This is a genomic window from Campylobacter concisus (assembly GCF_002913225.1).
Classification (GTDB): Bacteria; Campylobacterota; Campylobacteria; order Campylobacterales; family Campylobacteraceae; genus Campylobacter_A; species Campylobacter_A concisus_J.
Map to the genome: position 1 here is coordinate 24,599 of NZ_PPAW01000034.1, position 19,817 is coordinate 44,415.

21 protein-coding genes and 1 pseudogene are annotated in these 19,817 nt (G+C 39.3%); 14 read left to right on the forward strand and 8 right to left on the reverse strand.

The window, feature by feature from the left end:
* The first annotated feature begins 1 nt into the window (after window position 1).
* Genes CYP26_RS06355 through CYP26_RS06370 form a run of 4 tightly spaced genes read left to right on the forward strand, consistent with a single transcriptional unit; the run spans window position 2 to window position 3,045 of the window.
* Window positions 2–691, forward strand: coding sequence for an ABC transporter ATP-binding protein (locus CYP26_RS06355; protein WP_103630807.1), 690 nt, complete (start codon window positions 2–4; stop codon window positions 689–691).
* Complete coding sequence (locus tag CYP26_RS06360; RefSeq protein WP_021084538.1) at window positions 681–1,175, forward strand: TlpA family protein disulfide reductase; 495 nt, start codon at window positions 681–683, stop codon at window positions 1,173–1,175. The genes CYP26_RS06355 and CYP26_RS06360 overlap by 11 nt, the downstream gene beginning before the upstream one ends.
* Window positions 1,176–1,184: 9 nt before the next feature.
* Window positions 1,185–1,763, forward strand: coding sequence for a hypothetical protein (locus CYP26_RS06365; protein ID WP_103630808.1), 579 nt, complete (start codon window positions 1,185–1,187; stop codon window positions 1,761–1,763).
* A gap of 31 nt (window positions 1,764–1,794) precedes the next feature.
* Window positions 1,795–3,045: a DUF2920 family protein gene (locus CYP26_RS06370; protein WP_103630809.1), complete on the forward strand. Its 1,251-nt coding sequence runs from the start codon at window positions 1,795–1,797 to the stop codon at window positions 3,043–3,045.
* Between the two features lie 57 nt (window positions 3,046–3,102).
* Here CYP26_RS06370 and CYP26_RS06375 read toward each other — a convergent pair whose 3' ends face one another.
* The 6 genes from CYP26_RS06375 to der form a co-directional block, all read right to left on the reverse strand.
* Window positions 3,103–5,469, reverse strand: coding sequence for a tetratricopeptide repeat protein (locus CYP26_RS06375; protein WP_103630810.1), 2,367 nt, complete (start codon window positions 5,467–5,469; stop codon window positions 3,103–3,105).
* Window positions 5,469–6,713 carry a serine--tRNA ligase gene (serS, locus tag CYP26_RS06380; RefSeq protein WP_103630811.1) on the reverse strand — a complete coding sequence of 415 codons (1,245 nt, stop codon included), beginning with the start codon at window positions 6,711–6,713 and terminating at the stop codon, window positions 5,469–5,471. Before serS ends, CYP26_RS06375 begins: the two co-directional genes overlap by 1 nt.
* Window positions 6,714–6,728: 15 nt before the next feature.
* Window positions 6,729–7,175, reverse strand: coding sequence for a copper resistance protein CopD (locus CYP26_RS06385; protein ID WP_103630812.1), 447 nt, complete (start codon window positions 7,173–7,175; stop codon window positions 6,729–6,731).
* 8 nt (window positions 7,176–7,183) lie between these two features.
* Window positions 7,184–8,149 carry a tryptophan--tRNA ligase gene (gene trpS / locus CYP26_RS06390; RefSeq protein WP_103630813.1) on the reverse strand — a complete coding sequence of 322 codons (966 nt, stop codon included), beginning with the start codon at window positions 8,147–8,149 and terminating at the stop codon, window positions 7,184–7,186.
* A gap of 427 nt (window positions 8,150–8,576) precedes the next feature.
* Complete coding sequence (locus CYP26_RS06395; RefSeq protein WP_103630814.1) at window positions 8,577–9,098, reverse strand: shikimate kinase; 522 nt, start codon at window positions 9,096–9,098, stop codon at window positions 8,577–8,579.
* Window positions 9,079–10,467: a ribosome biogenesis GTPase Der gene (gene der / locus CYP26_RS06400; RefSeq protein WP_103630815.1), complete on the reverse strand. Its 1,389-nt coding sequence runs from the start codon at window positions 10,465–10,467 to the stop codon at window positions 9,079–9,081. Before der ends, CYP26_RS06395 begins: the two co-directional genes overlap by 20 nt.
* A 152-nt stretch (window positions 10,468–10,619) precedes the next feature.
* Between der and CYP26_RS06405 the strand changes: the two genes are divergently transcribed.
* The 10 genes from CYP26_RS06405 (at window position 10,620) to pyrF (ending at window position 18,791) form a co-directional block, all read left to right on the forward strand.
* On the forward strand, window positions 10,620–11,510 hold the full coding sequence (locus tag CYP26_RS06405; protein WP_103630816.1) for a DMT family transporter: 891 nt from the start codon (window positions 10,620–10,622) through the stop codon (window positions 11,508–11,510).
* 9 nt (window positions 11,511–11,519) lie between these two features.
* Window positions 11,520–12,569: a hypothetical protein gene (locus CYP26_RS06410; protein ID WP_103630817.1), complete on the forward strand. Its 1,050-nt coding sequence runs from the start codon at window positions 11,520–11,522 to the stop codon at window positions 12,567–12,569.
* A gap of 10 nt (window positions 12,570–12,579) precedes the next feature.
* Window positions 12,580–13,380, forward strand: coding sequence for a 3-deoxy-8-phosphooctulonate synthase (kdsA, locus tag CYP26_RS06415; protein ID WP_004317708.1), 801 nt, complete (start codon window positions 12,580–12,582; stop codon window positions 13,378–13,380).
* Window positions 13,381–13,393: 13 nt separating this feature from the next.
* Window positions 13,394–13,909: a hypothetical protein gene (locus CYP26_RS06420; RefSeq protein ID WP_103630818.1), complete on the forward strand. Its 516-nt coding sequence runs from the start codon at window positions 13,394–13,396 to the stop codon at window positions 13,907–13,909.
* A 5-nt stretch (window positions 13,910–13,914) separates the two neighbouring features.
* On the forward strand, window positions 13,915–14,244 hold the full coding sequence (locus CYP26_RS06425; RefSeq protein ID WP_103630819.1) for a DMT family transporter: 330 nt from the start codon (window positions 13,915–13,917) through the stop codon (window positions 14,242–14,244).
* The gene (locus CYP26_RS06430) at window positions 14,241–14,564 is read left to right on the forward strand and encodes a DMT family transporter (protein WP_103630820.1); all 324 of its coding nucleotides are present in this window, start codon (window positions 14,241–14,243) and stop codon (window positions 14,562–14,564) included. The genes CYP26_RS06425 and CYP26_RS06430 overlap by 4 nt, the downstream gene beginning before the upstream one ends.
* 206 nt (window positions 14,565–14,770) lie before the next feature.
* Entirely contained in the window at window positions 14,771–17,194 is a 2,424-nt protein-coding gene (locus CYP26_RS06435; protein ID WP_181000876.1) for a TonB-dependent hemoglobin/transferrin/lactoferrin family receptor, read from the forward strand.
* Between the two features lie 52 nt (window positions 17,195–17,246).
* Window positions 17,247–17,717: a 6,7-dimethyl-8-ribityllumazine synthase gene (ribH, locus tag CYP26_RS06440; RefSeq protein ID WP_103558932.1), complete on the forward strand. Its 471-nt coding sequence runs from the start codon at window positions 17,247–17,249 to the stop codon at window positions 17,715–17,717.
* Between the two features lies 1 nt (window position 17,718).
* A complete protein-coding gene (nusB, locus tag CYP26_RS06445) occupies window positions 17,719–18,114 on the forward strand; it encodes a transcription antitermination factor NusB (protein WP_103630822.1) in 396 nt (131 codons plus the stop codon).
* Window positions 18,111–18,791 carry an orotidine-5'-phosphate decarboxylase gene (gene pyrF, locus CYP26_RS06450; RefSeq protein WP_103630823.1) on the forward strand — a complete coding sequence of 227 codons (681 nt, stop codon included), beginning with the start codon at window positions 18,111–18,113 and terminating at the stop codon, window positions 18,789–18,791. Before nusB ends, pyrF begins: the two co-directional genes overlap by 4 nt.
* A gap of 94 nt (window positions 18,792–18,885) precedes the next feature.
* On the opposite strand, the gene CYP26_RS06455 is transcribed toward pyrF, so the two are convergent.
* The gene (locus CYP26_RS06455; RefSeq protein WP_103630824.1) at window positions 18,886–19,464 is read right to left on the reverse strand and encodes a hypothetical protein; all 579 of its coding nucleotides are present in this window, start codon (window positions 19,462–19,464) and stop codon (window positions 18,886–18,888) included.
* A gap of 170 nt (window positions 19,465–19,634) precedes the next feature.
* Window positions 19,635–19,817 (reverse strand): annotated as a pseudogene (locus tag CYP26_RS06460) (YolD-like family protein); the annotation flags it as partial.

Below are 19,817 nucleotides of genomic sequence, written 5' to 3' on the forward strand. Positions count from 1 at the left end.
TATGCAAAATGCACTAGAACTTAAAAATATTTGTAAAATTTTTGGCGATGTAAAAGCACTTGATGATATAAGTTTTGAGGTTAAAAAGGGCGAGTGGGTCAGCGTCATGGGACCAAGCGGTAGCGGTAAGAGTACACTTGTAAATATCCTTTCTCTAATGGATACTCCAAGTAGTGGCGTATATATGCTTGGCGGCGATGATGCGAGCAATCTAAATGCCGATGATACGCTTAAATTTAGACGTGAAAAGATCGGACTTGTCTTTCAGCAGTTTCACCTAGTGCCATATCTTAGCGCGCTAGAAAACGTGATGATAGCACAGTATTATCACAGCTCAGTCGATGAGGAGGACGCTAAAAAAGCCCTTGAGGCAGTTGGCCTCTCTCACAGACTAACGCACAGACCAAGCCAACTAAGTGGTGGCGAGCAACAACGCCTTTGTATCGCACGCTCGCTCATAAATGACCCTGAAATTTTAATAGCAGACGAGCCAACTGGCAACCTTGATGAGGCAAATGAGAGGATCATACTTGATCTATTTTGTAAGCTAAGAAAAGAGGGCAAAACGATACTTCTAGTCACTCACAATCCAGATCTAGGCGAATATGGCGATAAGATCGTCTATCTAAGACACGGCAAACTAGAGAAAATTCGCACTATCGAAAATCCAAAGTTGCCAAATGCGATATAAAATTTTACTTTTATGTCTAGTCTCAGCCCTAGTTTTGGGCTGCGTCAAACAGTATGAGAAGCACCACATCACGCTAAACGACTCAAGTGGCATCGATACGCAGTTTTTTCCTACTGAGAAGCGCCTAAAGATAGGCGATAAGCCTTATATGCTCTTTTTCTTTGGCACGGACTGCGGAGTGTGCAAGGCTGCGATCCCTGATCTAAACGCACTTGAAAAAGAGTATGGCAAAGAGGTGCAGTTTATTGGCATTTTAGGACCTAGCAAGGGCTTTGATAAAGATATAGAGCTTTTAAAAGAGCACAATATCACCTTTAAAACTACAAGCGACAAGGTTTCGGTGGATTACTTCAGCAAAGCAGTTGGTGGCGTTATGGGCGTGCCAGTTATCTATTTTTTTGATAAAGATGGTAAGATGCGATCAAAATTTATCGGTCTTACACCAAAAAGTGTGCTTGAAGGTGCTATAAGATCGCTCTTATAGGAGTGAAAGATGAGAAATTTATTTTTATTTGTCTTGGCGGTTTTTTTTGTCGGATGTGCTAGCAGCACGCCAAATATCTCGGTCAAAACGAGCGATCCGATCTTTTTTACACTTGGTGAAGCAAACAAAAGCGTTTATGTAAATTTTAAAAATAGCGCGACTGGACAAGACGTAAATGCTGAAATTTTAAGCGAATTTGCAAAGGCTGGTTTTAGAAATGAGCCAAATATCAAAAATGCCGACTTCATCATACTTGGCGACGTGCAAAGCTTTTCTAGGACAACCAAAAGAGATCCTAGATTTTCAATGGGCATGGGATATGGCTTTGGCAGACCAAGTTTTGGCTTTGGTTACTCGATGTTTTTCCCATTTGACTATGATGACGATGATGACTTTAGCACAAACAGCTATGCTTACTACATGCAAGTAAGCGTGCTAGTGCGTCCAAAAGATGGTGGCGAGAAAGCGACAAACATCTCACTCATGCAAGCTGGCAGTGTCTATTCGCCAAGTTATATCTGGCCATTTTTCAAAGAGCGTCTAGCAAAACAGATCGTTAGCCTTTTTTATAACGTCTCACAAAGGTAGAGAAATTTAGCAAAATTTAAAAGGAGTTAAGATGCTAGTTGATGGAAGCTACGAAATTTTATCTTGTGATGATGTGGAGCTTGGCATCAAAAGAAGCTCTGCTTTATCCTTTTATGCCTGTTATGACGATGTCAAGGAGGCAAAAGCGCTTTTGGTGATTATTTCTGGACTAGGAGAGGATTCTGATCTAAGTTACAGAAAACATCTTATGCAAACTATGGTAGAGAACTATGATGTGGCATGCATTAGTGTGGATTATCACTGTATAGGCAACCGCCCACAGCTTGGGGCAAAATTTGGGCTTGACGATATAGATCGCGCGATACTAATAAGAGAATTGGCAAAGATTGGTATAACTTTACCTATTGATTTAAAAATAGTTGATAACTATGATAAAACCTGTGTTTTACTTAAAAGTCTTAACGAAGAAATAACTATGCGAAAAGATAGTAGAGTTTTGCCAAATGATTTTAGTTTAGATATTAGTATGACTATGTTGCCAACAAAAAATGAATATCAAAATTTTGGCGTTATGCAGGCAATGGATGTACTAAATGCCGTTTTTTATACAAAAAAATATATAAATAATACCAAATTTGAACATCTGCCAGTGATAATGGTAGGTAGTTCGCATGGTGGATATCTGGCACATATGTGCGCTAAGATAGCTCCGTGGCTAGTTGATGGGGTGATAGATAATAGCTCTTACGCTATATTTTTATGGAAACTTATTGGTTTTGGCAAGGAGATTGATTTTACTAGGTTTTTTGGTTGTGGCACTGGAAATTTATATAAAAATTTAAATCTTTACTTCTGCGATAAAACTTATTGGACTCTTAATGATAAATCACCATATTATTTTAGTGATGCAAGAGAAGAGATAAGAAACATCTTAAATCCAAAACATTTAAATGTACAGAGTAAATTTAAAAAGACGTTTTATATTGGATATCATTGTGTAAATGATGATATAGCCCCAGCAAAGGATAAAACCGAGCTCTATGAGGCTCTTAAGAAGCTAAAATTTGACGCGACGCTTCATATGATAAAAGATGAGAGCGAGGTTGATGGTAAATTCATAAAGTCTCTAACTCATGGCATGGGGATGTCTTATAAACTACTTTTGCAAAGAGAGCTTCCTGGCGTTATGAAGAAAATCTTGTCTAAAAAAGATAAAAAAAATGAGATCAATGAAAAATGTATAGAGTATAAGTGTGGTGATTTGCTTTATAAATTTAGTGAAGTTTCAGATCAGATAAGGCTTGAAGTTACTAATATTTAAATTTTAGAGCTATTTTTATCTAAAGCTAGGGCTTTTAAAGACCTAGCTTTAAATTTTCTAATTATCTATCATAAAATCATAAAATTCGTTGTTATATCCTACGTTTCCTACTTTGCTGTATTGTATAAGAGCTGCTTTTATGTTATCTATCTGCTGATACATAAAGCCAAGGGCAGCTCTGTTTTCAACAGCACTTGGATCATTTAGCTTTGTAAGCTCCAAAAGTGCGATCGCATTTGCTATTTTGTTCGCTCCAGTGGCTGCCACAGAGGCCAAAAATAGTGTGCCAGCGTCATTTATCTTAAACTCGTCTATAACCTCATTATAAAGCTTATAGCTCTCGTCAAAGTCATTTGTAAAGATATCCACATAGGCTAGAGTTTGGATCAAATTTATATTCTTTGGCGCACTCTTTAGCTCCGCTCTTAGCTTATCGCGCTCCCTTGTTAGCAAGCCTGAGATCTGAAGTAGCTTGATGTACTGCTTTTTGATGATGTCAGCGCCGTGATAAAAGGCATTTGAGTCGAGATTTTTATCGTTAAAGTAAATTTGTATTGCTTTTGCGTACTCTTTGATGTTTTGATCTTTGTTTTTAGAGATGAAATTTAAGATATTTGCGATGATGTCGTTTGGCAAGATTTTCATGAGCTCATCAGCTTTTTTTGACATTAGCTCATCGTTGTTTGAAATTTTAGCGGTGATGATATCAAAGGCTAAATTTAGCGTCGTAGGCTCTTTTGGCTCTTCAAGCCACCTTATCATCGCACTTTGGTTGCCACTAACTAGACTTAAAAGTGAGGCATATAAATTTACAGGCTTTAGGCTTTTGTCGTTTTCTAAATTTTCGCCGATCTCCTCAACTAGTTTTGGATTTAAATTTCTATTTATATCCATACAGATCGCGCCAAAGATGCCTGAAAGATGGTTATTTACATCTTGATGATAGCTTGCTATAAAGTGCTTTGCTGCAAGGCTAAAATTCCCAAGCTGAGCGTAGCTTAGAGCCAGATTATACTGCAAGATCGAGTGGTTTGGATAGGCCTTAGCAAGCTCTTCAAAGTCCTTGTTTGCCTCTTTTAATCGGTAGTTAAGTGCCTTTGCGATGGCTTCGCTAAGTTTTGCATTGACCTTTGAGGCGGCGGCACTTTGGCTAAGGTAGTCATTTGCTGCTGAGGTGTCATCTAAAAAGACGCTAACTCCGCCCTTTCTTATCTGCTCGATGCTTTGTTTTGCGTCAAAAACCTTGTAAGGCGCAAAGTAAAATAGCGTCTCATAGCGCCTTGTTCTATCAAAAAACATATCGTCACTAAAGTGCGCCTGAGCTAGGCTGACGTCAAAGAGATCTGGCTTTAGTATGGTCTTTATCTTGTAAATTTTGCTTGGCATCGAGGCGTTGTAGTCATAAACATCTTTGATAAATGCCGCTGCGTCGCCATAATCAGCCGTTTTTAGATCGATTAGCGCCTCAGTCATCTTGATAAGGTCGATATTTGGCGTATTTTTAGAAGCTTTTGTTAGATGGTCCCTTGCCTTGTCGTATTTGCCAAGTCTTGCATAAAGCTGCGCTAGCGTAAAGTCGGTCTTAAACGCCTTTTGCCCTTCAAGCTTAGCTATGGCTCTCTCGTCATCTCCAAGAAGCGATAAAATTTTGGCGCTCAAGTAGGCATACTCGCCCTTATAGTCCTCTGTGCTAGGGTGCGAGAGTGCTTGCAACGCCTCGTAGTAATTACCCTTGTAATAATTAACTAGCGCATAGTAGTAGCTGTAAAGTGGCGAGCTGTTTTCATACTGCAAAAAGGAGTCTGCAAGCCCTATGTAGTAGTTGAAATTTTTGGTGTTATTTAGCTCAAGCGAGCAAACAGCGGCGTTTATGGCGCTCACTGCGGTGTTTTCACGATCAGTTATCGCCTTGTTAAAGGAGATGATCGCCTCGTCACATTTTTCTTGTTTCATCTGCGAAACGCCGAGGTTGTAGTTTGAAAGTGACTGGTTATAAACAGCTATATTTTCATAAATTTTTAACGCTTCAAATTTATTGCCACGCTCATAAAGCTGGTTTGCCTTGTTTATCATCTCATCGATCTTTGAAGCGCCAAAATTTTGCGTTTGGTAGTTGTTTTCTATATTTTTTACGATAGCTGTAGTGTCTATCTCCTCTTTTTTATCTTTTTTTAGCAAGACGATTAGCAAAACAGTGATTAAAATGACAAGCACCAAAGCAGCCGCACCGATGATGATAAAGAGCTTTTTCTTGCTCTTTTTTACTGGTATTGGCTCTGGGATGCTCTCATCTTGCAGCACGCCATCATTTGCGATGCTCTCAAGCGAGACGATCTCTTCAGGTGCCTCGGCTTTTGCCTCCTCAGGCGCTTGCTCTGCTTGCTCGCCAGGTGGTTTTAGAACTACAACCTCGTCATCAGCCACTACATATACCTTTTAAGAACTTCTGGAATTTCGATAGTGCCATCAGCCTTTTGGTAGTTTTCCATTATCGCTATTAGCGTCCTACCAACTGCCAGACTTGAGCCATTTAGGGTATTTACAAGCATATTTTTCTTGCCATCTTTAAAGCGAATTTTCGCTCTTCTTGCTTGAAAATCACGAGTGTTAGAGATGGAGCTTATCTCGCGGTACTTGCCTTGACCTGGTAGCCAAACCTCAAGATCTACTGTCTTTGCCGCGCTAAAGCCTAGATCGCCGCTGCAAAGAAGCATGTGGCGGTGAGGCAAACCAAGGCTAGTTAACAAGTCGCTAGCGCAAGATATCATCTCAGCAAGCACGCCCTCGCTTTGATCAGGTTTTGTAATACTTACAAGCTCGACCTTTTCAAACTGGTGCTGGCGTATCATGCCCCTTGTGTCACGCCCTGCTGAGCCTGCCTCTTGGCGGAAGCATGCTGAGTAGCAAGTCATCTTTATAGGTAGCTGCTCGGCTTCTATGATGGTGTCATTGTATAAATTTGTCACAGGCACTTCGCTGGTTGGGATGAGGTAGAGGTCCTCGTCGCGCACTTTGTAAAGGTCTTCTTCAAATTTAGGCAGCTGACCGGTGCCAAAAAGCGTGTTTGAGCTTACTAGATAAGGGACATTTACAAGCTCAAAGCCACGCGCGCTGTTAAAGTCGATCATGTAATTAACAAGCGCTCTACTAAGCCTTGCTCCCATGCCACGAAGCACGGTAAAGCGAGATCCTGAGAGCTTTGCACCTCTTTCAAAGTCAAGCCAGCCAAGGCTCTCGCCCAGCTCCCAGTGCTCCTTTGGCGTAAAGTCAAATTTATTTGGCTCTAGCACCGTTTTTATGCAGACATTATCGTCCTCGTCCTTACCAAATGGCACGTCATCATCAGTGATATTTGGCACGCTAAATGAAATTTGCTCAAGCTTTTCTTCATATTGTTTAACGATCTCATCGGCATCAGCAAGGGCAGCTTTGTTTAAATTTAGCTCACTTTTAAGCTCACTTACGTCCTCACCAGCTCTTGCTTTTACGCCAAGCTCCTTGCTCTTTGCGTTTTGGATCGCTTGGAAATTTTCAAGCGCTTTGCGCTTTTGCTTTAGCTCGTTAAAAGTGTGCAAAAGCTCGTCTAGCAAGCTAGCTTTAACGTTTTTGCCCTCTAGTTTTTTTACGAATTCATCGTAGTTTGTCTCAAGTAGTTTTAAATTTATCATTATCTTCTCCTTGTCCTATCCTTGAACTATAAACATAACTTTTGCAAGCAAAACTATCGCCACCGCAAGCGTAAGTGCGATAGGGTGGATGTTGCCAAGTGGGCTAGGGCGCTTAAATATAAATTTGCAGCTCAAATTTACTATTACCGCAGCCACGATCACCATCGCTAAGCAAAATTTGATCATAAAAGCGATCTGTAAATTTGTCTCAAAGTAGCCTCCAGCCTTGCTGCCAACCCAGTTACTCATCATTATGCCACCAGTTAGAACTAAAAGTAGCAGACAAATAGGCATGATCCTAACAGCTACCGAGCCAATGGCTTGCTTTGCCTTTTGTGCAAGCTCTGGTGGCATCTTTTTGCTCGCCGCTCTTAAGATGATCACATCAAAAAATAGATAACCAACAAAAATGATCGCGCAAAAAAGGTGGATTATCTGCGCGTAGGGATATAAATTTTGCATATTTTTCCTTATCTGTAAATTCCAACTGCTTCACGCACTTTTTTTATCGTTTCGTGAGCCACATTTTGGGCTTTTTTAGCACCTAGATCTAAAATTTTAGCCACCTCGTCAGGATTATTTTGATAGTGCTCAAATTTCTCTCTCGCCTCTTTGAAATACTCCCAAACAAGCTCGTTTAGATAGGCCTTAAAGTGTCCGTGACCCTCGCCGCCACGCTCATATCTAGCCTGCAAGTCGCGCTGTCCGCTCTCGTCTAAAAATAGCTTTGCTATATTATAGACGTTGCAGTTTTGCCACTGCTTTGGCTCTTCAAGTGGCGTGCCGTCAGTTACGATACTTGAAATTTGCTTTTTAAGCGTCTTGGCGTCTGCGAAGATATCGATCGTGTTGCCGTAGCTCTTACTCATCTTTTCGCCGTTTGTGCCAGGCACGGTAGCGACGTTTTCGTCGATCTTTGCCTCAGGCAGAGTGAAAATCTCGCCATGTTCGTTGTTAAATTTGATCGCAATATCACGCGCGATCTCTACGTGCTGGATCTGGTCCTTGCCCACAGGCACGACCTGTGCGTTATAAAGCAAGATATCAGCCGCCATCAAAACCGGATAGCTAAAGAGTCCGTGGTGCGAGCTAAGGCCCTTTGCGACCTTGTCTTTGTAGCTGTGCGCGCGCTCAAGTAGGCCCATAGGCGTGTGCTGGCTTAGCACCCAGTAGAGCTCAAGTACGTCTTTAACGTCGCTTTGCAGCCAAAAAATGCTCTTGTTTGGGTCGATCCCAAGCGCCAAAAAGGCACACGCAGCGTCAAAGGTGTTTTGCTTTAGCGCCTTTGCCTCGCTAAGACTAGTCATCGCGTGGTAGTTTGCTATAAACATAAACATTTCGTTTTTTTCTTGCATATCAACCATCTGCTTTATCGAGGCAAAATAGTTGCCAAGGTGTAGTTTGCCGGAGGGTTGGAGGCCGGTTAATACTCTCATCTTATCCTTTCAAATTTTGGCTTCGTTTTTTGAGCGCCTTTAAATGAGTTTGTAAATTTTAATCATCGACAGGCTAAATGCCTAGTCTTGATTAAAATTTAGCTGCACAACATTTAAATTCATCTCAAAACACTTCGCCAAAATGCTTTTTAAATTTTAACATCACGTTAGATTTTGTGTATCTAGCTTGATCTTAAAATTTAGCTGGTAGGCTAAATGCCTAGTCTTGATAAAATTTGACTGCACAACATTTGTCACTTTAGCGCTCTATCAAAGTGAAGCAAAATTTATCTCAAAATTTCGCCAAAATTTCTAACTACAAAACGTTAAATTTGGCTCAAACATGTCAAATTTAAACACCACGCCAGACAGCCATCTAGCCTGATATTGAAATTTATCGTTGCAAGCAGCCTACGCCACTTTGCAACTAAACTTTTAAAAGTATCCTTATCTCTTTTACGATCTGCTTTGGGGTCTTGCCCTCCACTTCAACGATATAATCAGCCTTTTTCTCATAAAGCTTCTCTCGCTCCAGATGCAGTGCCTCAGCCTTTTTTAAGTCGCTTAAAAGTGGGCGTTTGGCGAGCTTTTTCTCGCTATTTTTGCTATTTTTTAGCCTTTGCATGATCGCATTAAAGCTTGCTTTTAGATAGATCACGGTGCCTATTTTGTTTAAATTTTTAACCTTTGCAAAGCCCCCACCTGTCGAGATGATCGCATTTTTGACATTTGTCGCTAAAAATTTAGCTAGATCTTTTTCAAGCTGCCTAAAATACTCTTCGCCAAATTCATCAAAGATAGCTTTTATCTTCATATTTTGTGAGCTCTCTAGCAAGTCGTCGCAGTCAAGGTTCATCGTCTTTAGCGCCTTGCTTAGCGCCCTTGCAGTTGTGCCCTTGCCAACGCCCATAAACCCTATTAAAACGATATTATTGTTCTTTGTCTTCATCACTCTCTCCACGTTTTTTAGGGATTAGCACGATAGGCACGCCAGCTAGGCTAAAGCTCTCTCTAAGCTTATTTGTCAGATAGCGTTTGTAGCTAAAGTGTAGGCATTTTGGGCGGTTCATTATGAGCGCTATCATGATAGGTGCGGTTTTAAACTGCACTGCGTAGTAAATTTTCACGACCCTGCCTTTATCTCGTGGCAGTGGGTGCGCTTTGGTTGCTTCGCCGATCACTTCATTTAGCTTTGAAGTTTGGATTTTTTGGGTGTAGTTTTTGTAAATTTCAACTATCAGCGGGTAAATTTTATGCACTCTTTTGCCACCAAGTGCCGAAACACTGATGATCGGCGCGTATGAGAGAAATTTAAACCTATCTTTTATCTCTTTGCAAAGCTCGTCAAATTCTTCGCTGCTTTTGTCCCATTTGTTTAGCACGATGATGACGCCAAGCTCAAATTTCGAGGCGATGCCAGCGATACGCTCGTCAAGCTCGGTTAGTGGCTCAGAGCTATCAAGCACAAGTAGCGCCACGTCTGTCTCTTCTAAAATTTTCTCAGTTCTATTTAGCGCGTATCTCTCGATGCCCTCGATCTTGCCACGCTTTCTGATGCCAGCAGTATCGACAAATTCAAAAACTTTGCCATCGTGCTCGTAAATTTCATTTACTGGATCGATCGTAGTGCCAGCTACGTCGCTAACAACGGCGCGGCTCTCTTTTACAAGGGCATTTAGAAGTGAGCTTTTGCCGACATTTACGCGGCCTATGATGCCAACTTTGATGTTTTTGCTCTCATAGTCTATCTCGTCGCTTAGCTCGCCCTCGTCGTTATAGTTTTCTAAAAAATCATCAAAATCATCGCTCGTATCGGCCTTTATCTGCACTTTTGCTTCTAAGTGTTTTGCTAGCCAGATGCTAAGCTCATCGACGCCGGTGTTGTGGCTTACTGAAATGCCAAATGAGTTTTTTGCGCCAAAACTTACAAATTCCCACTCTCTTTGCTCATCTTTTTTGCTGTCGATTTTATTTATGACTAGAGCGATTGGTAAATTTAGTTTGCTAAGCTCGTAAAAAATGGCTCTATCATCGTCATCTGGCATCATTTTGCCATCGACCATGTATAGGATAACGTCTGAGTTTCTAGCCTCTGCTAGGGTCTTTGCTTTTACGTTTTTAAAAAGCTCGCTGCTATCATCAAGCCCGCCGCTGTCGATTAATATACACTCTTTGCCCTCAACTTCGATCTTAGCTTTGTTTGTATCTCTTGTAGTGCCGCTAACGTCGCTTGTTATGGCGATGCGTCTTCTTGCTAAGCGGTTAAAAAGTGAGCTTTTGCCGACATTTGGCTTGCCTACTAATATTACTTTTTGCAAATTTTGTCCTTTTTATGATGGCTGATTATACAAATTTTTCTCTTATATAAAGTATAAAATTACGCTTAAAAGCGCCGAAATAAAAGAAAAAATCAACCAAAATTTAAGCCATTTTTTATTAAAATGAGTGCTTTAAATTTAGAGGTTTTGCGATGTTAAAAAGGTTTTATATTTCACATCTTGGCATTTTTTATATGCTCTTTGCTTGCTTTATGTTTGCCGTGACTGGCGCATTTGCAAAGTATCTGAGCAAAGATATGCCTTCTATCGAAGTTGTTTTTTTTAGAAATTTGATCGGACTTTTCATCGTCATCTACGCCATCTATAAATTTCCATTTAAACAAACTGGCGGGCACTTTTTCTTGCTGATGTTTCGCGGTTTTGTGGGTACGGTGGCGCTTTTTGCCTTTTTTTACAACGTCGCGCACGTAAATTTAGCCACAGCCTTTACATTTCAAAAGACAAACCCGATATTTACAGCCATTCTTGCAGCTATCGTGTTTAAGGAGCGGCTAAGCTCGCTTGGCTGGTTTGCTGTCTTTTTGGGATTTGGCGGAATTTTGCTCGTTATCCAGCCAAATTTAGGTATCAATAAAACCGATATCATCGGCATTTGGAGCGGCCTTGGAGCGGCTATCGCCTACACAAGTGTCAAGGAACTAAACAAGAGCTACGGCACAAATGTCATCGTGCTAAGCTTCATGCTTTGGGGCTCGTTTTTGCCACTTATTTGCATGGGGATGGCCGAGTTTTTCACTTATGAGCCTCTTGATTTTTTATTTTCTAAATTTACTATGCCAAGCTGGCACAACGTCGTTTTTATCTTGCTAATGGGGCTTAGTGGCTACTATTTTCAGGCGTTTATGACAAAGGCATTTGCAGTTGGTAAAAAAGCTGGCGTGATCGCTGCGGTTAGCTATGCTGACGTCATTTTTACGCTTATCATTGGCTATTTTATGGGCGATGCGTTGCCAAATCACTTGGCGCTCGCAGGTATCGTGCTTGTCGTGGTGAGTGGAATTTTAGTTGTTAGAGAAAAATAGGACAATACTGTGAAAATCGAAATCGGTGAATCTTTATTTTATTCTTGGCTTCGCCATGTAAAAGAGTGTCAGATAGTACAAACCAACTGGAAAATTTCTCCAAAATGGGAGATAAAATTTTTAGACGAGTTAGACAATATAATGTTAAAAACAGATGAGTTTTTTTCTAACAAATACGGATATAAAATTTATAAACAAAATACCTCATTAAATCAACTTTTGCAACAAGCAGAGTGTGATGTGCTTGGCGTTTGTATGAGTGATGGAATTAGTGAAATTGATGCAGTTGATGTTGCTTTTCATGAGTCTGGGCTAAATTATGGTGGACTTGATGAAACGGTGGCGAGAGTTGTAAAAAAATGTGTAAGAACAGCTATGTGTATTTATGGATATTTTGGTGTTAAAAAAGCCAATATTATTTTTGCATCTCCAAAAATAAATAAACAAATTTTATATGCCCTACAACCTTGCTTTATTGATCTAAATGAGATGATGCTTGAAATGGGATTGGAATTTGATTTTAGAATAATTGCTAATGATGACTTTTTAAATTCTGTCTTAAAACCTATTTTGGAAGTAAGTGGCAACATAGCCGACACAGCAGAGCTTTTTATGCGCTCTTATCAGATGATAACTTTATTTGATAAAAAAGAGCCAAAAAGTATTGAAAAAATCGAAAAAGAGAAGCGAAAAATAGTCTCAAATACTTATCAATTTTCTAAAGAATATATTGACAACAAAAACAATCAAGATGAATACGCAGAGCTAAAAGTCGGACAAATAGCGCGTATCATAATGAGAGAAATTTTAGAAAGTGGTAGAGTGGGTGCGGATGAGATAAGCAGGCTACAAAGCGAAAAATATAGCAAAGATTATCTTGGGCTAAACTATGCTGCATTAGTTAAAGTAGATAGTGAATATGAAAAAGTTCGCTACTATGCGGTCCCAATACTAATAAATGGCATATACTACAAGCTTTGTTCACAATGGTATGAAGTGCCTGCAAACGACGATAGACCGCTTTTGATAGATTGGATTAGAAAATTTAGAGAAAAATAAAGGAGAAAAAATGATCTTAATCGCTGGACCTTGCGTGATAGAGAGCAAGGAGCTTGTTTTTGAAGTGGCAAAAAGGCTAGTTAAATTTAATGAAAATCCAAAGCTTGATTTCTACTTTAAGTCAAGCTTTGACAAGGCAAATCGCACGAGTATTAGCTCATTTCGCGGCCCTGGGCTAGAAAAAGGATGCGAAATTTTGGCTGAGGTTAAAAAGGAATTTGGCTTTAAAATTTTAACCGATATCCACGAGAGCTATCAAGCGCAGCCAGTTGGAGAAGTGGCTGATGTGTTGCAGATCCCTGCATTTTTGTGCCGCCAAACTGACTTACTAGTAGCGGCTGCTAAGACAAAAGCGGTCGTAAATATCAAAAAAGGGCAGTTTTTAGCAGCGTCTGCGATGAAGCACTCTGTTAAAAAGGTGCTTGAAACAAGGGGTGTGAGTGGCGATGGATATGAGGTCGCAAAGGCAAATGGCGTCTGGCTAACGGAGCGTGGAAGCACCTTTGGATATGGAAATTTAGTCGTTGATATGAGAAATTTGGTGATGATGAGAGAATTTGCGCCAGTAATCTTTGACGCGACCCACAGCGTGCAGATGCCAAGCGCACTTGGCGAAAAAAGCGGCGGCGATGCTAGGTTTGTGCCGTATCTTGCAAGAGCGGCGGCTAGCGTTGGGGTGGATGGATTTTTCTATGAGACGCATATAAACCCTTGCGAGGCGCTTTGTGACGGGCCAAATATGCTAAATTTAGACGAGCTTGAAAAAGTCGTAAATGACACGCTAAAGATAGAGGAAATTTTAAATTTTTAAACTAAGGAGAGAGATGAAAAGGATTTTAGCGCTACTTTTAGGAGTGTTGTTTTTAGTAGGTTGTGGCTCATCTCAGCCAAAGGTGCCGCTTGCTGGCAAGTATAAATTTGAGGGCATTAGCTACACTCAGGTGCAGCACCACGAGCCGACAAAATTTCTCTATCAAAGCCCAAAAATGGTCGAGAAAAAGTACAATAAGCAAATCACAGAGGCACTTATAAAAGAAAATTTGCTTGATCCTAGCTCAAGTGATGAGCTAAAGATAAAGATAACTCACCGCAGGGGATTTGTAGGCGAGGCGACCTTTGTTAAAACTGATAGAGTTGGCGGTATCTTTCTTATACTTAGCATAGAAGTTTTAAAAAATGGCAAGGTTTTAAGAGATTATCACACAGATGAGTTGATGTATGATCCAGGTTTTTTCGGAAATTTAAAGACGATAGCTGGGCAAAATACAGATGATAGTTTAGAAAATGATGCGATAAAAGCCATGGTGAGAAAAATTTTAGAGATAGTAAAAGGGTTCTAAACAGTTTGTCAAACAGAGGCTTTTTGTGGATATTGCTTGGTGCGGTGGCTGAGTGCGGCTGGGCGTATGGGCTAAAGCACGCTTCAAATTTAAGTGAATTTTTGCTTACGACGCTGCTAGTGAGCATAAGTTTTGTCTCGTTTATGAAAGCTTTAAAGTATCTGCCTGTAAGCATCTCTTATGCTGTATTTGTGGGCTTTGGGACAGTTTTTATCGTCATAGCTGAGATCGTTAGCGACTACGTAGCAAGCGGGATCATGCCAAATTTCATTAGGCTGTTTTTCATAGCGACGCTCATTTTAGGCGTGCTTGGGCTAAAAGGCATAAAAGAATGATCCATTTTTTAGCACTTTTACTAGCTGGATGTTGCGAGGTCTCTGGCGTTTTTTTTATCACAAAATTTTCAAAAAGCACAGGCATAAAAAAGTGGGCAAATTTCATCCTTTTGCTTGGAAATTTCGCCCTTTCTTTAACGCTACTTAGCTATGCGATGCAAACTATCGCTATGTCGGTAGCGTATGCGATCTGGACTGGCATCGGAGCAATCGGAGCAGTCGTGGTTGGCGTAGTTTTTGAAGGTGAAAAGATAAATTTTAAAAAAGCCTTGTTTTTAGCGCTCATCATCTTTAGCGTGGTGATGTTAAAGATCGTTTGAGGGGCAAATTTAAATATATTTTCAAAACAGATAACTTCAAATTTATACACTTGTATACTCTAAAAATAATAATATTTAAACTCACTTTCTAAGATGCTAGTCGCTATAAATATTATTTTTTACAAAATATTGATTTTTAAATTCAAAATAAATTTATATAAATAACACTACACTTTCAAGTTATTTTTCAAATTTAAGGAGACATTGTGCAAATTTGTAGAATTTTGTTTATCTCTGGTGTGGCGTCCAGCTTTGTCTTTTCATCACAAGATGTGCTGCTGGAAGGTGTTGTAGTAAGTGCGAGTGGTATCTCAGCGAAAAAGACAGAGCTTAGCAAAAGCGAGCTAAAAAAAGGTCAAATTTTCTCCGAGCGAGATCTCGTGCGAAACGAAACTGGCGTAACTGTCACAGAAGGCGGTAGAAGCGGAAATAATGGGTATGCCATACGAGGTGTAGATAGCGATAGAGTTTCTTTGAAAATAGACGGAATGGAAGCTGTTGAGAGCTTTATGCCTCGTTCTTACAATATTTTAGGGATATTAAATGGCAATCGAAACAGCACCGAGCTTGAAAATATAAGCAGTGTAGAGTTTGTAAAAGGTGCAAATTCATTAAACAAAGGCAGTGGCGCGATCGGTGGTAGCGTTAGTATGCAGACAAAAAATGTTGATGATTTTGTAAGGGATGGGCAAAATGTTGGCTTTTATAGCAAAAGCGCATACGCATCAAAAAATAGTGAATTTAGGCAAGTTGCAGGTGCAGGCGTAAAAGCAGGCGGTATAGAAGCACTATTTCAGCACACGTATAAGCGTGGCAAACAGACAAAGAATTTTTACAGCGGTAAGCTAGATGATGTGCCATTTTGTGGAATGGGGACTAGTGTGGAGGATTCGTATTTGGCGGATAAATACCCAGAGCTTTGCTCCTTTGGTAGAATTTTGCCCGATGATGTGAGATTTCGCACGCACTCAAATTTGATGAAATTTGGCTATAGGTTTGATTCGCATTTTATAAACACTTCTTATGAAGACTTTAGGCAAAACTATTTTACAGAAGAGAAGAGTAATAGCATCGCAACACTTAATAGAAAGCAAACAAGAGATAGCATCCCTTACAAAAGATATGGAATTTACTATGAGTTTGTGCCAGACCATGATGCTTTGCTAAGTAATTTAAAGGTAAGCTTTTATAAGCAAAGAGTGCAGCAGAGATCAAATTTCACAAGATATCATGCAAACTATCCAAACGACATGCAATACAACTCAAGTTTTGATCAAAAAGATAGCTATGAATTTTTTCAAGACAAAAAACAGTTCGATGTAAGCGGCATGAGTGGCGACATTAATGCAGGTAAATTTTCTCACATATTGAGTTTTGGTCTTGGTAGGCATATCTCTACCTTTAAAAATAGAAATTTACAACTTAGACAAAGTTTTAATACAAAATTGGACGGTAGCGTAGATCCAGCAAATCCTTTCAAGCCGGTTAAAGCAACTGACGTAACCTTTGCTCAGCCAGTAAAAAGCACTCTTGAATATATTTTTCTGGGAGATGATATGAGCTTAAATGAGGCCTTAAGTCTAAACTATGGAGTTAGGCTTGATAGATATGTTTATAAACCAGAGCAAGCATCTATTGCCTCTGGCGCAGGATATAAAATGGTCACAACACCAGAGCTACAAAAAAGTAAATTTAAGGCAATTACCTACAATGCAGGAGCCCAGTATGATATAAATAACAATGTGAGTATTGGCTACGCATTTAGCACCGGCTTTCGTGCGCCAAGAGTGGAGGAGATGTATTTTGATACACCAAGGGATAGTACAAGATATGTTAGAAATTTAGAGCTAAAACCAGAAAAAGCCTTTAATCATGAGGTAAGTTTATTGTCATCAGGTCAGAGTTATGCGCTTGCTCTTAGTGCTTTTTACTCCAAATATAGAGATTTTATTGATAGTGATTATGAGGTTGGTATTGAAGAGATAGAAGAACTTGACTTTGCGACATTTGATTTTGTAAAAAAATATAGTAAAAAAAGTCTCGATTTTAAACATGTAAATGTCGGTAGAGCTACCGTCAAAGGTTTGGAACTAAACTCGCGTGTAAATGGAGATGTGCTAAATTTAAATGAAAATTTATATGCAAGCTTAAAAGCGACCTATGCGCGTGGCAAAAAAAATGATGGAACTTCGCTTATGGCTATTCAGCCGTTTACTGCAGTGGCTGGACTTGGGTATAGTGATAATAAATTTGATCTCTTGCTAACTAGTAAATTTGTAGCAGCCAAAAAAGCAAAAGATGCGGTTTCAAAAATACCGCCAAATTTTTCTCAAATAACTGTTGATAGAGATACAGGTAAAGTAATTGGTACCACACAGCCAGAAGCACATAAATTTCTAAGTAAAAGCTATTTTGTCTTTGACTTAACTATGGGTTATAAGATCAGTAAAAATTTCAGCATCAATGCAGGGGTGTTTAATATTTTTAACAAAGAGTATTCTACTTGGGAAAATTTAAGACAGCTTAGATATAACGGCAACCAAAGCTATGTTAAATTTGATGGTACCGGACTTGAGCGATATACTGCTCCTGGTAGAAATTTTAGCGTTTCATTCGAGGTTAGATATTAGCTTTAGTTTAAATAAGATTTTGATAAACTACGCAAAATATAAGGAGAAGAGAATGAAAATAATCGAAGGAAATTTAGCTTTAAAAGGCGATGAGAAGATAGCGATCATCAACGCAAGGTTTAACCACATCATTACAGACCGCTTAGTAGAGGGTGCAAAGGACGCATTTTTACGTCATGGCGGCGATGAGAAAAATTTAACTTTAGTGCTAGTTCCTGGCGCATTTGAGATACCTATGGCGCTTGAAAAGGTGCTTGCAAGCGGTAAATTTGACGCGGTTTGCTGCGTGGGAGCGGTGATAAGAGGCGCAACGCCACACTTTGACTACGTAAGTGCTGAGACCACCAAAGGCATCGCAAACGTGACGCTAAAATACGCAAAACCAGTCACATTTGGCGTGCTAACGGTGGATAACATCGAACAAGCGATCGAGCGAGCTGGCAGCAAAGCTGGAAACAAGGGCTTTGAAGCGATGACGGGCGTTATAGAGATGCTAAATTTATACAAAAAGCTAGGAGAGTAAAATGGCCACACGTCATCAAGTGAGACAAGCCATAGTTTCACTGCTTTACTCAAACGAGATAAATCCCGTAACTGTGGAGTTTGAAGAGGAATTTTTAGAAGAAAAAAAAATAAGAAATGAGCGCAAAAACGAAGCTTTGCAGACCTTTAAAGCGGTGCTTGCAAACAAAGAAAAACTAGATGAAATTTTAAAGCCACACCTAAAAGATGGCGATTTTAGCAAGGTTGGCGCAACAGAGCTTGCTATCCTTAGACTTGGGCTTTACGAGATGAAATTTAGCCAGACAGATAAAGCTGTCATCATAAATGAGGCGATCGAGCTTGCAAAAGAGCTTGGAAGCGACCAGGCGCCAAAATTTATAAACGGCGTGCTAGATAAGATAAAGGGCGATCTATGAGGCTCTGCGTCGCTCTTGATATGGCGAGCAAGAATGAAAATTTAGCCCTTGTAAAAGAGCTAAAAGGGCTTGATCTTTGGCTAAAAGTGGGGCTTAGAAGCTATTTGAGAGACGGAGCTAAATTTATAGAGGAGCTAAAAGGAGCAGGGGAGTTTAAAATCTTTCTTGATCTAAAGCTCTATGATATCCCAAACACGATGGCAGACGCCGCTGAGGTCGTCTCAAAGATAGGCGTGGATATGATAAACGTGCACGCAAGCGCTGGCATACGTGCAATGAAAACTGTAATGGAGCGTCTTAATGCGCTGCAAAATCGCCCTTTAGTGCTTGCTGTATCAGCACTTACTAGCTTTAATGAGAGCGAATTTGAAGCGGTTTATAACGATACGCTATCTCGCTCGGTTAGGAAATTTAGCCAGATGAGCTTTGAAGCGGGGCTTGACGGCATGGTCTGCTCGGTCTTTGAAAGCAAGCTCATAAAAGACGTGACAAATCAAAATTTCATCACGCTTTGTCCTGGAGTTAGGCCTTTTGGCGAGAGTGCGGGCGATCAAAAGAGGGTTGCAAATTTAGTTAGCGCAAAGCAAGAGGGCAGCGACTTTATCGTTGTTGGCAGACCGATCTACGAAAACGCAAATCCAAGAGAAATTTGCGAACGCATTTTGGAGCAAATTTAAATTTTTTTGAGATAAATTTAGTGTAGCTAAGAGTTTAATAGATAAAAATTAAATTTTCATCTCATAATATATTTAAAAATTTACTAGCAGTCATCTAAGATAAAAATTTTATCAATATTGCTACCGCCGTAAGTAATAATGCTATTAATAATAATATAGAAAAAGCAAAAGCTATCGAATACTTAATGAAATTAAAATATGTTTTATAAAAGCTAATAAAATTCACAAATAAAAACCCAGTAATATATAAAAACAATGGATCTAGGTATTGTATTTTAGATATATTTAGAAAAAATACGCCAAAAAGTATGAGAGAGATAGCTATAGCTATTTTATGAATATTACCAAATTTTTTACTAAAAATGTTAAGTATATGTAGAAATGAACCAACTACAAGTGCCCCATTTATAGTATCTAACTGCATTCTTAGATTAGCTTTAAAAAAAATATAAATGATTAAACCAGGTATGAAAAATATAAGTGGTTTTTGAAAAATAATAAAAACAGATTCAATAAGTGCACCAATGGCAGATGGAGCTTTTCCAATAGTTTTTCCTATCTCAAAGTCTGTTTGTTCTATCTTACCTGAGCCACTACAGATAGGACAAGTTTCACCAGGTTTTATAAAGCCATACCCTTGACAATATCTACACTTTATTTCTCTAGTTACCATAAAAATTTCCTGAATATTATTTGGTTTGATTATTATATATAAAATATTCTTATTTTTGACCATATTTGTCAAAAGCTATAGATGTTGTTGATTAGTATGGTTTGTTTAAGTGGTGTAAGATAAAAATTGTAACTAATTTTGGAGATAAAATATAGAAAATTAGAATATTTTTAAAGAAATGAATGATGATTTATTAATTTTAAACTTTTTACTATCTCTACCTCATTTATATCCTCAAATTTGATTTTAGTTTTTACGATTATGAGGATTTTATCTTTGAAATTTACATCCGATACTAGGCCGCTAGTTTTTACGTAAGTAAAGCCGTCGTGGTAGCTCACACGCACTTCATC

Bases quoted from the DNA above. Each gene is read 5' to 3' on its own strand.
- ribH (WP_103558932.1), top strand. From the start codon at position 17,247: ATGAAAATAATCGAAGGAAATTTAGCTTTAAAAGGCGATGAGAAGATA.
- CYP26_RS06355 (WP_103630807.1), top strand. From the start codon at position 2: ATGCAAAATGCACTAGAACTTAAAAATATTTGTAAAATTTTTGGCGAT.
- nusB (WP_103630822.1), top strand. From the start codon at position 17,719: ATGGCCACACGTCATCAAGTGAGACAAGCCATAGTTTCACTGCTTTAC.
- CYP26_RS06365 (WP_103630808.1), top strand. From the start codon at position 1,185: ATGAGAAATTTATTTTTATTTGTCTTGGCGGTTTTTTTTGTCGGATGT.
- CYP26_RS06430 (WP_103630820.1), top strand. From the start codon at position 14,241: ATGATCCATTTTTTAGCACTTTTACTAGCTGGATGTTGCGAGGTCTCT.
- trpS (WP_103630813.1), bottom strand. From the start codon at position 8,149: ATGAGAGTATTAACCGGCCTCCAACCCTCCGGCAAACTACACCTTGGC.
- serS (WP_103630811.1), bottom strand. From the start codon at position 6,713: ATGATAAATTTAAAACTACTTGAGACAAACTACGATGAATTCGTAAAA.
- CYP26_RS06385 (WP_103630812.1), bottom strand. From the start codon at position 7,175: ATGCAAAATTTATATCCCTACGCGCAGATAATCCACCTTTTTTGCGCG.
- pyrF (WP_103630823.1), top strand. From the start codon at position 18,111: ATGAGGCTCTGCGTCGCTCTTGATATGGCGAGCAAGAATGAAAATTTA.
- CYP26_RS06405 (WP_103630816.1), top strand. From the start codon at position 10,620: ATGTTAAAAAGGTTTTATATTTCACATCTTGGCATTTTTTATATGCTC.
- CYP26_RS06455 (WP_103630824.1), bottom strand. From the start codon at position 19,464: ATGGTAACTAGAGAAATAAAGTGTAGATATTGTCAAGGGTATGGCTTT.
- CYP26_RS06395 (WP_103630814.1), bottom strand. From the start codon at position 9,098: ATGAAGACAAAGAACAATAATATCGTTTTAATAGGGTTTATGGGCGTT.
- CYP26_RS06370 (WP_103630809.1), top strand. From the start codon at position 1,795: ATGCTAGTTGATGGAAGCTACGAAATTTTATCTTGTGATGATGTGGAG.
- kdsA (WP_004317708.1), top strand. From the start codon at position 12,580: ATGATCTTAATCGCTGGACCTTGCGTGATAGAGAGCAAGGAGCTTGTT.
- CYP26_RS06420 (WP_103630818.1), top strand. From the start codon at position 13,394: ATGAAAAGGATTTTAGCGCTACTTTTAGGAGTGTTGTTTTTAGTAGGT.
- CYP26_RS06360 (WP_021084538.1), top strand. From the start codon at position 681: ATGCGATATAAAATTTTACTTTTATGTCTAGTCTCAGCCCTAGTTTTG.